The sequence below is a fragment of the Rhodococcus sp. KBW08 genome (assembly GCF_003852455.1).
GTDB classification, from domain to species: Bacteria; Actinomycetota; Actinomycetes; order Mycobacteriales; family Mycobacteriaceae; genus Rhodococcus_F; species Rhodococcus_F baikonurensis.
Genome location: NZ_QAJJ01000018.1, coordinates 62,019 through 75,111 on the forward strand (window position 1 = coordinate 62,019; position 13,093 = coordinate 75,111).

The 13,093-nt window shown below is 61.9% G+C and carries 14 protein-coding genes; 8 read left to right on the forward strand and 6 right to left on the reverse strand.

Annotation, left to right across the window (positions count from 1 at the left end):
* Positions 1-23 precede the first annotated feature (23 nt).
* A complete protein-coding gene (locus tag DBV08_RS24005; protein ID WP_260395734.1) occupies positions 24-1,979 on the reverse strand; it encodes an AarF/ABC1/UbiB kinase family protein in 1,956 nt (651 codons plus the stop codon).
* Positions 1,980-2,248: 269 nt separating this feature from the next.
* Positions 2,249-2,386 carry a hypothetical protein gene (locus tag DBV08_RS32410; protein WP_166812135.1) on the reverse strand — a complete coding sequence of 46 codons (138 nt, stop codon included), beginning with the start codon at positions 2,384-2,386 and terminating at the stop codon, positions 2,249-2,251.
* 1,018 nt (positions 2,387-3,404) lie between these two features.
* On the opposite strand from DBV08_RS32410, the gene DBV08_RS24010 reads away from it, so the two are divergent.
* Positions 3,405-3,779, forward strand: a complete 375-nt coding sequence (locus DBV08_RS24010; protein ID WP_124569111.1) for a DUF4259 domain-containing protein — start codon at positions 3,405-3,407, stop codon at positions 3,777-3,779.
* A 34-nt stretch (positions 3,780-3,813) separates the two neighbouring features.
* Here DBV08_RS24010 and DBV08_RS24015 read toward each other — a convergent pair whose 3' ends face one another.
* Both DBV08_RS24015 and DBV08_RS24020 read right to left on the reverse strand, forming a co-directional pair.
* Positions 3,814-4,260 carry a hypothetical protein gene (locus DBV08_RS24015; protein WP_124569112.1) on the reverse strand — a complete coding sequence of 149 codons (447 nt, stop codon included), beginning with the start codon at positions 4,258-4,260 and terminating at the stop codon, positions 3,814-3,816.
* Between the two features lie 73 nt (positions 4,261-4,333).
* Positions 4,334-5,215: an alpha/beta fold hydrolase gene (locus DBV08_RS24020; protein WP_124569113.1), complete on the reverse strand. Its 882-nt coding sequence runs from the start codon at positions 5,213-5,215 to the stop codon at positions 4,334-4,336.
* A gap of 112 nt (positions 5,216-5,327) precedes the next feature.
* Here DBV08_RS24020 and DBV08_RS24025 point away from each other — a divergent pair, with 112 nt between their 5' ends.
* Genes DBV08_RS24025 through DBV08_RS24035 form a run of 3 tightly spaced genes read left to right on the forward strand, consistent with a single transcriptional unit; the run spans position 5,328 to position 6,868 of the window.
* On the forward strand, positions 5,328-5,972 hold the full coding sequence (locus DBV08_RS24025) for a TetR/AcrR family transcriptional regulator (RefSeq protein WP_124569114.1): 645 nt from the start codon (positions 5,328-5,330) through the stop codon (positions 5,970-5,972).
* 9 nt (positions 5,973-5,981) lie between these two features.
* Positions 5,982-6,431, forward strand: coding sequence for a MaoC family dehydratase N-terminal domain-containing protein (locus DBV08_RS24030; protein WP_124569115.1), 450 nt, complete (start codon positions 5,982-5,984; stop codon positions 6,429-6,431).
* On the forward strand, positions 6,428-6,868 hold the full coding sequence (locus DBV08_RS24035; RefSeq protein ID WP_124569116.1) for a MaoC/PaaZ C-terminal domain-containing protein: 441 nt from the start codon (positions 6,428-6,430) through the stop codon (positions 6,866-6,868). Before DBV08_RS24030 ends, DBV08_RS24035 begins: the two co-directional genes overlap by 4 nt.
* 77 nt (positions 6,869-6,945) lie before the next feature.
* Here DBV08_RS24035 and DBV08_RS24040 read toward each other — a convergent pair whose 3' ends face one another.
* On the reverse strand, positions 6,946-7,800 hold the full coding sequence (locus DBV08_RS24040; RefSeq protein WP_124569117.1) for a hypothetical protein: 855 nt from the start codon (positions 7,798-7,800) through the stop codon (positions 6,946-6,948).
* Between the two features lie 123 nt (positions 7,801-7,923).
* On the opposite strand from DBV08_RS24040, the gene DBV08_RS24045 reads away from it, so the two are divergent.
* The 4 genes from DBV08_RS24045 to DBV08_RS24060 all read left to right on the forward strand — a co-directional run bounded on the left by DBV08_RS24045 (position 7,924) and on the right by DBV08_RS24060 (position 12,017).
* Positions 7,924-8,985 (forward strand): FAD-binding oxidoreductase, encoded by a 1,062-nt coding sequence (locus DBV08_RS24045; RefSeq protein ID WP_124569118.1) that lies wholly within the window; start codon positions 7,924-7,926, stop codon positions 8,983-8,985.
* A 118-nt stretch (positions 8,986-9,103) separates the two neighbouring features.
* On the forward strand, positions 9,104-10,291 hold the full coding sequence (locus DBV08_RS24050) for an ATP-binding protein (RefSeq protein WP_124569119.1): 1,188 nt from the start codon (positions 9,104-9,106) through the stop codon (positions 10,289-10,291).
* Positions 10,288-11,007: a M50 family metallopeptidase gene (locus tag DBV08_RS24055; protein ID WP_003940327.1), complete on the forward strand. Its 720-nt coding sequence runs from the start codon at positions 10,288-10,290 to the stop codon at positions 11,005-11,007. The genes DBV08_RS24050 and DBV08_RS24055 overlap by 4 nt, the downstream gene beginning before the upstream one ends.
* 173 nt (positions 11,008-11,180) lie before the next feature.
* Positions 11,181-12,017: an NAD(P)-dependent oxidoreductase gene (locus tag DBV08_RS24060; RefSeq protein ID WP_124569120.1), complete on the forward strand. Its 837-nt coding sequence runs from the start codon at positions 11,181-11,183 to the stop codon at positions 12,015-12,017.
* A 54-nt stretch (positions 12,018-12,071) separates the two neighbouring features.
* On the opposite strand, the gene DBV08_RS24065 is transcribed toward DBV08_RS24060, so the two are convergent.
* Positions 12,072-13,079 carry an NAD(P)H-dependent glycerol-3-phosphate dehydrogenase gene (locus tag DBV08_RS24065; RefSeq protein ID WP_019745531.1) on the reverse strand — a complete coding sequence of 336 codons (1,008 nt, stop codon included), beginning with the start codon at positions 13,077-13,079 and terminating at the stop codon, positions 12,072-12,074.
* Between the last annotated feature and the right edge of the window lie 14 nt (positions 13,080-13,093).

The following is a 13,093-nucleotide window of genomic DNA, read 5'->3' on the forward strand; positions in this document are numbered from 1 at the left end:
GTGCCGGCGTGCGTGCTTGTTCGCTACCTGTTGTCGAGCGTGAACAAGCGGAACACGGTCCGCATGCACAGAACGACGCCGACGAAGCCCAGTACCGCACTCACGAGTGCGTAGCCCGACAGCTGAGGTGTGAGTTGAGGACCGCCGGGTACGAATAGCAGGATCGCCGCAACTATCAGGGCGGTCACTCCAGCCGCCATACCCAGGGCGTTGTTCGCCGACCGTCGGAGCCATCGCCTGTCGTCGGGATGTGCGACGGAGCGGGTTCGAAGTGTGAAGTTTCCCGACGCGATCGAGGTCGCGATCTGGTCGAGCTGACCAGGCAGGCGCCTGACCACCGCGGTTGTGACCGCCGTCGTCGACAAGATCGCCTGCGCGGCTGCAGCCGGGCTCGCGACCTGGGTCAACAGTCGGGGTACTTCGGCCCGAACAGCTGCGACGAGGTCGATCTGCGGATCCAGGAGCCGGAGGGCGCGCTCCAAAGACGCGAGCGAACGGAATGCGGCGGCAATGTCTCCCGGCACTCCAATTCGGTGCTCTCGAAGCACGGTGAACATTCGCGCGAACGATGCCATGGAAACATTGGGTTGGACACTGAGCAGGGTGATCTCTCGGCCTACCTGGTGACGTAGTGCTCCTCGATCCACTTCGGACGGTACGTCGAATGCCATGAGCATCGCGTCGACGGTCGCCACCGGATCACCTGCCAGGGCGGCGTTCAGGAGCACGGCGAACAGGATCCGTGTCTCTCCGTCCAGAACTCCGACAGCCCCGAAGTCGAGTAGCCCGATACGTCCGTCGTCGAGGATCAGGATGTTTCCGGGGTGAAGATCGGCGTGAAATACACCGTGGACGAAGATCCCGTCGAGCAACGACGCAAGAAGCTCGGTGGCAATACTGCTGCGGGCGTCGACATCGACGTCGGTGAGCGCTGCCTCGCCATCGGAAAGTGGTGCGCCGCGAAGACGTTCCATCACGAGCACCCGTCCGCTACTGAGGTTGGGGTAGATGTGAGGAACGACGATATCCGGGCGGTTCGACATGGTGGAAGCAATCGCGCCGGTATTCGCTGCTTCGGTGCGGTAGTCGAGTTCCTCGAGTAGTGACGTGACGAGGCCGCCGGCGAGTCGATAAACGCCGATATCGTGTGCCCAGGGAAAGCGGGTCTCCGCAAGCGATGACACGCGGAGGAAGATATCGCAATCCACGCTCACCTGTGTGCCGGCCTCGGGTCGTTGAACCTTCACCACCACCTCGGTGCCTTCGGTGGTGCGCGCGGAATGAACCTGTGCAACAGAGGCGGCGGCGAACGGCTCCATATCGAACCAAGCGAACACCGCCTCGGGGGTGTCCCCGAGTTCCGATGCCAGTAGCTCCGCAATGCGGTCGGGATCAGCTGGGCGTGCCGAACTTTGCAGTGACGAGAGTGCGCGCGCCAACTCGGGTGGGATGAGGTCGTCTCGCGTCCCGAGGATCTGTCCCAACTTCACGAAAGTGACACCGCATCGGCTGACAATATCCACCAACGCGTCCCCGAACTGAGGTGCGGACGGTCCGGCACGGAGAGCGGACCCGCCTCCCGCTCGCATGAAGATACTCATGATCTGGACGTACCGTTTCGTCCGTCGCCAGGATTTGCGGCTGCGCCGCAAGGCTTCTGACGGGCCAGGTAGGGAACCCGTAGGAATAACGACTTCGAGGAAAACCAATGCGGCCAGGCATACTGCGAACACCCAGAGTGCGACAACTCCGAAGAATATGAGCGCGGTTCCCACGCTCACCAGAAGTTGATCGTCCTGGCTGGCAATTCCTGCAAGTGTTGCGACGTATCCCGACAGTGGAACCCCCACCGAGAGGGCTATCACCGCGACCGCAAGTGTTCGCGGCCATCCGACTCTCGTCCCCAGCGTTCGTCGCATCACGCCCGCAAGTGCCGCTGCTAGAAATGGCGTCGTGACGATCCAGACCATCAAGTCCATTGCGATAGCGTACGGGCTCGCTATCTGCATTTCATCCAGGAAAACCCTGAGCTCACCCCGACCGACGGGTAACAAGACAGCTAGGGCCGAGCGTCGAACATGCTTGGGCACTTCGGCGTTCATTCGCCCCGATGTCGACTCGTCCTGATCGACCGTCCAACACTTCATGCTCGTCAAGCGATGTCCGGGCACTCTTCGAGTGGAGTCGTACCGCCGAAGAACAAGCCGCGATGGACGCCGCGCAGACGTTGGGCCGAGAGTGGACGCCCTTATAGAATGGGGCCGCCGGTGAACAGGTTGACAAGACTCACAGCGAAGAACTGCACGATCGCAATGGCGGTGGCAAAGGGGTCGCCCGCATACGTAGCCTGGTTGACCCATTCGTTGAAGGCGCTGATCGAACCCATTGTGGTTCCTTTCGTGAAATGTGTTTTTGCATAAAAGTTTTCAATGTCGGAGCTACGCGCAGCGACAGTGCGATCAGGGCAGGTTCGTTACGAGTACCCCGCGATGGACGTCATCGTCAAAATTACGATGTCGGCAACAAGCGCGACGACGGCACCGATCGGATTCTGGATAATCCACGAAATTACATCAGCCATGTTCTCAGTCCTCCTGCAGTGAGACGTAGAGTCGAATATGTAACGGGTACTGGTGATATCCGCGATACGGGTTCTATTTCTTGTTGACATCCTCCGACTGGCAAGTCACCAGCGCCATTGATCTTCGGTGCCCGGCGTGTGAAGTCGTTCCTTCGTGAACAGTTGCCCAGCGAGATTCGCTTTCCGGATTTGACACTACCGCCCCCCTCCGCCTGATCCGCCTTCCTTTCGGAGATCGATGGCTGTCCTTCGTATACTTGTTACGCAATCGACGGAATCGCGTGTGGGAACGGCGATGCGCAGTGCAATTCCTGAAACTAGACTCTTGCAACATATTTCGGACATCTCGTCCATCCGTGAATCGTTTCTTGACCGTTACCGTGCCGCGCCATGAGGGCACCTGTGGCGACGAACTGGCACTATGTATCCCGAAACTACATTCATTCATCGGAATGTGTAGTGCTACTGATGCTTTAGGGGGCTGAAGGCGCCGGCACGGTATCGGCGCAACCAACAGCGTCGAAATCCTCTTCGTGCGACCCTGCACCAAAAGAGTCTTGTCGGTCGGTTAGTGTTGACGGTGAACCACTACGTGGAGGTAACTGTGCAGATCTGGAATTGGTTGATGCTCAAGCTTTCAGCAATCGGCGGGTCGCCGAAGTTTCGGAAGATAGCCGACAGCCCGATTTGGGCGGGCAGCAACGACCGCAAGCTCTGACTGTGCGAGGGTCGGACGCTCACCGCCGGTCGCGACCGTAGCGCGGTTGTCGACCGGAAAATTCACTGTCGACCTGAAATATCCACGATCGATACGGGAGGGCTTGTGGGAGTCTGGGGTCCGGGGAACTTCGACAGTGACACTGTCGCGGATGGGTTGGGGGTACTGACCGGCCGAATCGTGGACGACATCACCGCCGAGTTCGAAGACGATTCGAGTCTGGAGCCGGACGAATGGGGTGGGGAGATGGTGCCGGCCTGGCTCGAGATCCTCACCGATATTGCCCAGACGAAACGAGTCGGTGTGACCTTTCCGTCGACGCAAGTGCTGATCGACTGGCGCGATCGATACCTGCGCGTGTGGGATGGCTACATCGATGAACTCGAACCGGACGACGATCACAAGGTCGCTCGACGCGCAGTGTTCGTCCACACCTTCGAGCGGGCGGTTGCCCTCGCCGCCGAGCGGGAACAGGCTTGAACCTGGCGCGGCCGCGCTACTGAACATAGATCCGTCAGTTCCCCGGTGGAACGACGGTGCACGTGAACCCTCCGGAAGTCATTGCGTTGGCTTCTCCGACGATCGAACAGAGAGCTTCGGCGGCGTCGGTCGCCAATGCTCGGGCGGCGCTGGGGGTTCGACCTCGGGCAGTCACCGCGAGCCCAGGTGCATCCGCATCCGTGATCGTCAGATCGGACTCGTAGTCGGAAGCTCTGCCACCGAGTATCTGCGCGAGTTTTTCAGCAGGAACAGGCATGCCATCGGAGGCTTCCCGATTGCCGATGTACGCATCGCGCGGGGACCCGTCGTAGAGTCCGGTTCGATTACTACTGAACTGAACTACCGCAGATGCGGTGAAGGAGATGGTCTTCGTCCACCACAGACCTCCCGCCACGACCAAAACGGCGGAGGCAACGGCCACCACTAGCTGACCGCGGCGGTCGGAGAGGAATGTTCGCATCAATCAGTTGTACCGCCTTGGTCAGCTGATTGACCGGCTTCATCACCACGCTGTCGGCCGCTTGTCCACGAGATCACGTTCGCTTCGCGTCGTCATGATTGCGGATGAACTTCATGAGTCGGTGAATTACCCGATCAGGTATGTGACCCAGGATTCCGTGACCGGTTCCGGCAAAAATCTCCACCTCGGCTTCAGGTGCAAGATCAGCCAGCCTCGCGGCTACCTGCTCGGGGTTGGAGACCACCGTCTCAGCACCGGAGATTACGAGCACGGGAACTGAAATCGACTGCACTTCTGCATCCTTGAGCATTCGTGCCCACCCGATACCGGGCCGGTAGTTCAGCGCTTCCTTGGCGAGGGCGAACTCGAGGTCGCCGAGAACGTACCCGGGGGACAGCCAATCGTTGAGCTTGCGAATATTCTTGTCGGTGCGGCGCATACCGGCGCGGACCATCTTCAGCAGCACACGCCACGAGGGCTTGTCGAAGACTCCACCCGGTTCGATGAGCGTCACACTCGCCAGTCGTTCAGGGGCGTGCAGTGCTACGAGAACGGCATGCCACGCGCCCTGCGAGTAGCCGACCAGGTGGACGCGATCGACCTCGAGTTCGTTCAATACCTCGCTGATCCAGGTGGCGAAGTCGGACTCCCCGGTCAATGGAGAAGTCTGGACACTGAGGCCTGGTGTGCCGATCGTGTCCAGTGCGAACACGACTCGGTCTCGGCACAGGTCCTCGATGACGATGTGCCATTGCAGACAGTTGGCCCCGAGAGAGTGCACCAGGACGATAGGCGTCTCCGTGCCGGTCCCCGACCTGCGAACATGGGTGGTTCCGAACGATGTCGGCACGTCGAGTTGTGTCGACGGAACCGGCCAGTTGCCCTCCAGTTCTCGGTAGATGCTCTCGTACGCCTGCTTTGATGCCTCGTTCTTGAATCGTCCGATCTTCGGCATGAGCCTCCCTCTCGCTGCTTTCAATTTTGATGGTATGACCGTATCACTAATGCGGTACGTGCGTATCATTAACGAGTCAAAGTCATCCATTCGAAAGGGGAAGGACAGCCTCATGCCGCGACTGGTCGACCATGAAGTGAGGCAACGGGAGATTACCGATGCGGTGCGGCGAGTGATTGTCGACGGTGGGCTCGCGGCGGTGACATTTCAGTCCGTTGCTGCCGAGGCCGGGATTTCGGTGCGACTCGTGCAGTACTACTTCGGCACGAAGCGGGAATTCCTTCTCGCGACGCATCAAGCTGTGCGTCAGGATGCGGGTGCTCGCTTGATGCAGGAGTTGTCTGTTCTTGGCGCGGAAGCGACACCTCGCGAGGTTATTTCAGCGTTCCTTGTTGGCATGCTCCCACTCGATCGACAACGTCGAGAGGAAGCGATTGTTCTCGGCGCCTTCCACGCTGCCGCACTGACCGGACAAGGAATCGCCGCCGAGGAAACCCTCACTGCCCCAAGAGAGTTGACAGCGCTCATTTCCGGCCAGCTTCAACGAGTGACCAATCGGGACGCGGTTGCGCCGTCAATGGATCCCGACCTCGACGCCGAGCTCATTCTGGCGGCTGTCGCCGGGCTCGCCCAGGGGATGCTTCCCGGCTACGCCACAGCAGAATTGGCGGTCCAGTTGGTTGAGCGTCTCCTCGATCGCATTCTCGGGCTGACGAGACCTCAGGCCACGAATCAACCCGAAGTCGGCCGCCGTTAGTATTCCGGGATGTCTCCTGTGAACCCAGCGCTCGCCGGCCGGGTGTTTCCCTCGTCTTCGTACCTTGTCGGGCGCGAGAAGATTCGCGAGTTCGCTCTGGCGGTGCGTTCGAGCAATCCCTTGCACCATGATGTCGGTGTCGCCAGGGAGGCCGGGTTCGTCGATGTCATCGCGCCGACAACATTCACAACCGTTGTCCAGCAACGAGCGATCATGGCACTGCTGCGCACGCCGGATACTGGGCTCGATCCGACTCGTGTGGTCCATACTTCCGAGAAGATCGAGCATCAGCGTCCGATAGTCGCCGGCGATGACCTGTCTACGACACTGACGATTACAGGGGTGACAGTGCGAGCAGGCAGTGCGATCCTGTCGACAGTTTCCGAGATCCACGACGCGACCGAGGCATTGGTCGCGACGGTCACCTCGACCCTGCTGGCGAGAGGAGAAGAGGCATGACCATTCCCGCCGTGCCGGTCTTCGAGAACCTCGTCCTCGGTGACATCGTCGCGAAGGTCGATCTGGTCCTCACTCGTGATGACCTAGTTCGCTACGCCGGTGCCTCCGGCGACATGAACCCGATCCATTTCAACGACGCAATCGCTACTGCGGCTGGGCTACCGGGAGTTCTGGCGCACGGAATGCTCACCGCCGGAATTGCTTTGCAGGCCATCGTCGACTGGGTTGGTGACCCGAGCGGTGTGATCTCGTATGAAACTCGCTTTACTCGGCCCGTCGTAGTCGATGCCGTCGATGGTGCTGATCTCTCCATCGCTGCGAAGATCGCGCGGATCGACTCCACAACGCGGACTGTACGTATCGATGTCACCGTCATGCACAAGAGCCAGACGGTTCTGGGAAAGACCCAAGCGCACCTTCAGTTCCCGGGCGCCTGACAGGATTGCGGGCTGTCGCTGGTCACATCGGGACCTACGCATCCGGGCGGGAGATCAACTGCCATTGTGGCGCAGCACTACCGGAAGGACGCCAACAGCTCGCCCGACGCTTGCATCGGCGCGTATCCGTCGGCGATGACGCGCCGACAGCCGTCGAGCTCGACGGTGAGCAATCGTTCCTCGTTCGTAGGACGGTCCACGTAGAGCGTCGATGCCACCTCGGTGGCCAACGCGCCACAGTCGGGAGCGGGTGGAAGTCCGTCGAAGGTTTCCGTCGTAGACGATGTGCCTACGAATTCGGTGGAGGAGAATCGGCAGAAAACGCTGCCCGCCGACAGCGACGTCAGCGCCGCGGTACCTGTTGTGGCTGGTCGGTAGGCCGGCCGGCAATGCGACAGTTCGTAGATCTGGTCGTCGGACAACGCTATTCGGTGTTCGGTACTGCCGACCGGTGTCAGTTCCTTGATGGCGGCCAGGCCACCGGGTTTCGGTAGTCCACACGAGTCGGAGGGGTGCCCCGGCCGAGTTGCTCGGCCTCGATCGTCGACCAACCAGAATTGGTCCAGGACAGCCAGGCTGTAGTTGTCACCGCAGCTTCCGGGGAACCAAGTCTTGTGCGCGGACGAGCGGTTCAGCATTTTCACTGCCCGACTGAAATCGCCCTCCCAACGGTGAGCATAGAAGCTGACGGTTCGGTCGGCTGCCACGTTGTCGCTGATGTACGGGTCGCACGTGACGGCGGCGACCGGTACGAAATCGTCTGGAACCGTCGCAGTTGGTGTCGTCTGGAGCGGGCCGATCGGATACGGGGTCGCGCACCCCAGCGTCTCGGCGTCGACTATTACGGCAACAGAACGGTCGGGGATGGTCACGTGCCACATGCCGGCAACAGCGAGGATGACGATCACGACTGCGAACCAACGCCAGAGCATGAGCACACCGTATCGTTCCCGATGTGCGCCGAGCGGGAACAGGCCTAGTCCTTCGCTAACCGCCGACGTCCTTGCATCCAAATTGAGTGGATCCAGGTTGCGGCTCGAAGATATGGTCCACTGGTGACGGAACCAAATGGTCGAAACGACAGTCCGATCCTGGTGATTGGTGCCGGTGTCGTCGGCGCGTCGATCGCGTATCACCTGGCGCGCGTTGGTCTCAGAGTCACCGTGCTGGAGCACGGCTCGGTGGCCGGAGGGGTGACCGGCAACTCCTTTGCCTGGGTCGGCCTCTCGAAGAGTGCCGCAGAAACTTACTCAGATCCGTTCCGGCAAGGCGCCGCAGTCGAATTCGACCGCCTGGAGCGCGAACTCGCCGAGCCAATCGGTTTGCGCCGCAGAGGCGCGATCACCTGGGAAGAGACGGAAGCGGAGACCCGAGCGTTCGTAGATACACATCGAGCACTCGGCCATCCCGTCGACCTCATCGGTAAAGAAGAAATCCTTGCTCGTGAGCCGGGATTACGGAGGGCCCCGGTGGTGGCAGCGTCCGCGCCTGATGACGGCGGCGTTGACCCGGTTGCGTTCGCTCGATCGCTCCTGCGAGGTGCCGAAGAGTACGGTGCCACAGTGCATTCCGGTGTCAGTGCGCTCGGGGTGCTCACGGAGGGCGCGAGAGTGTGCGGAGTAGTGACTGCCGACGGTCCCGTCTACGGATCGACCACCGTGCTCGCTGCAGGTACCGCGATCCCCGAGCTCGCGGCGTCGGCGGGAGTCGACGTCGAGGTCGACGCCTCCCCGTGTTGCCTCATCAGATTCTCGACGCCCCACCCATTGGTGAACGGAATACTCTCCACTCCGGATTTCGAGATCCGGCAATTGGACGACACGACACTGATTGCGGCTGAAGATGTTCCGGTCGGGTTCTCCGGAGATGCTCGCGAGCTGGCCGAGCCGACGCTGCAGGCAGTCCGCAGTCAGCTCGTTGACGGTGACCACGTCGAACTGATCGAGGCGGTAGTCGCTGACCGTCCCATCCCGCGTGGTGCCCGCCCATTGTTGGGCTTCGCCGAAGGCGTGTCTGGGCTCTATCTGGCCGCGGCGCATCCCGCGATCATTCTGGCCGGAGCAATCGGAGCCCACGTGGCCGGGGACTTCGCCCGAGCGTCGAGCCTGGACGGTTAGACGACGATGCCGGAGCCCGGTTCGACAAGGTCGAGCCGATATTGCTGTTCCTAGTTCTCTCTAGGACACGCGCTAGATAGCGGGATATTCGTCTACTCGGCTTGTACCGTCGATGGGCATGGACCCCGTGCGCAACCCGTATGCCCCCGGTGCCGGTCAGCGACCGCCGGAACTCGCCGGGCGTGACAAGCAGATCGACGCCTTCGACGTCGTGCTCGAGCGGATTGCGCGTGGCCGCCCGGAACGAAGTGTTGTCCTCACCGGATTGCGTGGCGTCGGCAAGACCGTCCTGCTCAATCAGTTGCGTTCGGCGGCGATCTCCCGCAGCTGGGGGACCGGAAAGATCGAGGCACGACCCGATCAGGATTTGCGACGCCCACTTTCGTCGGCGCTCCACATGGCGGTCCGAGAGATCGCGGTCTCGCATCGCGATCCGGAACGGGTCGAGCAGTTCCTCGGAGTCCTCAAGTCGTTTGCCCTGCGCGCCACCGCGGACAAGGGAATGCGTGAGCGTTGGCAACCAGGCATCGACGCACCTGCGATCAAAGGTCGCGCAGACAGTGGCGACATCGAGATCGACCTGGTCGAGTTGCTGCTCGACGCGTCGTCGCTGGCCAGGGATGTCGGTGTCGGGATCGCCATCTTCATCGACGAGATGCAGGACCTCGGGGCTTCGGATGTCTCGGCGATCTGCGGGGCCTGCCACGAGTTGAGTCAGGACGCGGCGCCGCTGATCGTGGTCGGGGCAGGGCTTCCACATCTGCCTGCTGTGCTGTCGGCGTCGAAAAGCTACTCGGAGCGCCTGTTCAGCTACCACCGGATCGACCGCCTCGAGAGGGAAGCGGCGGATCAGGCACTGATCGCACCTGCCGAGCGTGAGGACGTCGAGTTCACCGAATCTGTGCTCGATGCCCTCTACGAAGCGGCTGACGGGTACCCGTACTTCGTTCAGGCCTACGGGAAAGCCACGTGGGATGTGGCGGCGTCGAGTCCGATCACGGCAGACGATGTGCGCGTCGGGGCGCCGACGGCGGAGGAAGAACTCGCTGTCGGTTTCTTCGGGTCACGGTACGAGCGAGCAACGCCCGCGGAACGCGAGTACATGCGGGCCATGGCCGATCTCGCCGGGGACGACGGACCGGTCGCGACCGCGAAGATCGCCGTCGAGTTGGGGCGCAAGCCGGCTTCCCTGTCGCCGGCACGCGATGGACTGATCAAGAAGGGGCTGATTTACTCGGCAGAACGTGGGTCCATCGGATTCACAGTCCCGCACTTCGGCCGATACCTGCGCGGGCAAGCGGAGTGAACGCTCTCGAAACCGCGTGGGATCGGGTGGCGGCGCTCAGTCCCAATCCGCCGGCGTGGGTGGTTCAGCTGGCCGCGTTGATCGCCGTGATCATCGTTCTCGAACCGCACCTGTGGCGGATCGCCCGCAACGTCGTCACCATCGCGCACGAGGGCGCTCATCTGATCGTCGCCGTCCTGGTCGGTCGACGCTTGAAAGGTCTTCGCCTGCATTCGGATACGTCGGGAGTTGCGATTTCGTCCGGCAAGCCGACCGGCTTCGGCGTCATTCTGATGACGTTCGCGGGTTACGTGGGGCCGTCGATTCTCGGCCTGGGCGCGGCCGGTTTGTTGGGTGCGCAGCGTGCGGTCTCGGTGCTGTGGATCGGCGTATTCGTCATCGCGGTGATGATGGTTCTGATCCGAAACCTCTACGGAGTCTTCTCACTTGCCGTCGTGGGCGCAGTGTTGTTCGGTCTCGTCTGGTGGGGGACCCAGGAGCAGCAAGTTGCTGCAGCGTACTTCTTGACGCTCTTTCTGCTCTTTGCCGGGCCTCGCCCCGTCGTGGAACTTCAACGGCAGCGAATGCGACGCGGTGGAGCGCCGGATTCGGATGCCGATCAATTGGCCAGGCTCTCACCGATACCCGCGATCGTCTGGGTAGGTTTGTTTCTGCTCGTGAACGTCGCGGTGCTCGTGCTCGGCGGATGGTGGATCCTGCGCCCGGTGGGTGGCTGACCGAATCGATCCGTTGTCCTGACGGGACAAGGGATCAACGATTCTTGATGCTCAGCGGACGTAGTCATCGCGGTGAGGCGCTCATATCGTGGAAGTCGACGAGTGGTCGTGTCGGGACTTCCCTCGGCCACATCCGCAGCGACGATGACCGTCGACGATGACAAGGATTCGTTTTGGACGACAAAAACTTCCGGGGACGAACCGCAATCATGTCCGGCGGGAGCCGTGGTATCGGACTTGCCATAGCCCGTGCGATAGCGCGCCGCGGCGGGAACATCGTGTTGCTCGCCAAGACCGATACTCCGGATCCCAGGCTGCCCGGAACCATCCACACGGCTGTGGACGAGTTGAACGGGCTTGGGGGTCATGCCATTCCCGTCGTCGGTGACGTGAGGAGCGACGACGACATCGCACGGGCAGTGGCTGCAGCGGTAGAGCACTTCGGTGGCATCGACATCGTGGTCAACAATGCGAGCGTCCTCGACATTTCGAAAACCGAAGACCTCGCGATGAAGCGGTTCGATCTGATGCAGCAGGTCAACGTCCGTGGAACTTTCGCGCTCACCCGCGCGTGCCTTCCGTACCTTCGGGTGTCGGCCAACGCGCACGTGTTGACGCTGTCGCCGCCGCTCAACTTTTCGCCGCACTGGTTGGGTGCCCATCCGGGCTACATGCTGGCGAAATACGGAATGACGTTGGCGGCCTTGGGTATCGCCGCCGAGTATTCAGGTGCACCGATTTCGAGTAATTGCCTGTGGCCGGAGACCATGATCGCCACGGCCGCTGTCGGAAACCTGCTCGGGGGAGATGACAGCATCGATCACTCGCGTTCACCCGAGATCATGGCCGATGCGGCGGTCGAGATTCTCGGGCGTCCCGCCGGCACGGATACCGGTCGCACGGTGCTCGACGTCGAGATCCTGCGCGAGGCGGGGATCTCGGATTTCTCGCAGTACGGCGGTCGGTCACCGCTGGCGATCGACATCTTCGTCGACGCTCCATCTCACTGATCTCGGGCGATCTACAGGTATCTAGCCAAATTGCTAGATATCTGTAGAACTTCCTCACGCCACCTCGTGCTCGCCGCCTGGAGCAACTTTCTGAAGCCCGCGATACGCGTCGCTGGCACTTTGACGGCCACCGATGACGGCCTCGACCTCCGCGGCGATCGGCATGTCGACGCCGTATTCGCGGGCCAGATCCATGACGGTGGGGGCGGTCTTGACGCCCTCTGCGACCTGACCGAGCTTGGCGACAGCCTCCTCGACGGTCAGGCCCTGCGCCAGAGCTTCGCCGACGCGACGGTTACGAGAAGTCGGAGCCATGCAGGTGGCAATCAAATCGCCGACGCCCGTCAAGCCGGCAAAGGTACGCGGGTTGGCGCCCATCGCTTCACCGAGGCGGGTCATCTCGGCGAGGCCGCGTGCGAGCACCATCGCGCGGGTGTTGTCACCGACGCCCAAGCCGTCCGCCATGCCAGAGGCGATGGCGACGATGTTCTTGAGGATGCCGCCGAGTTCGCAGCCGAGCACGTCGGTGTTGCGGTAGACACGGAAGACCGACGACGCGAACAGGGGTTGCAGCGCGGCGGCGACGCGATCGTCCTGGGTGGCCACGACCGATGCCGCGGCCATGCCGTCGACGATCTCCTTGGCGATGTTGGGGCCCGCGAGCAGTCCGACGGGATGGCCGGGCAGGCACTCGGCGATCACTTCGGTGGGACGCTGCCGGGTGCCGGGTTCGAGGCCCTTGGACAGTGACAACACCGGCACCCAGGCCCGAACCTCGTTGGCGATCTCGGCGAGGGTGGCGCGAACGGCGTGCGACGGCACTCCGCAGACGAGGACGTCCGCTTCGCGAGCGGCTTCGACCAGATCCGAGGTTGCCTTGAGTCCCTTGGGAAGTTTGCGCTCACCAAGGTATTTGGAGTTGGTCCGTTGCGAATTGATCTCGTCGGCCGCTTCGGAATTTCGTGCCCACAACAGGGTGGGAGTGTTGCGGGCAGCGAGGCCGGCCACCGTGGTTCCCCACGATCCGGCACCGAGGACGACGACGCGTACCGGGCGGGCCATCAGAGTGCGCTGTT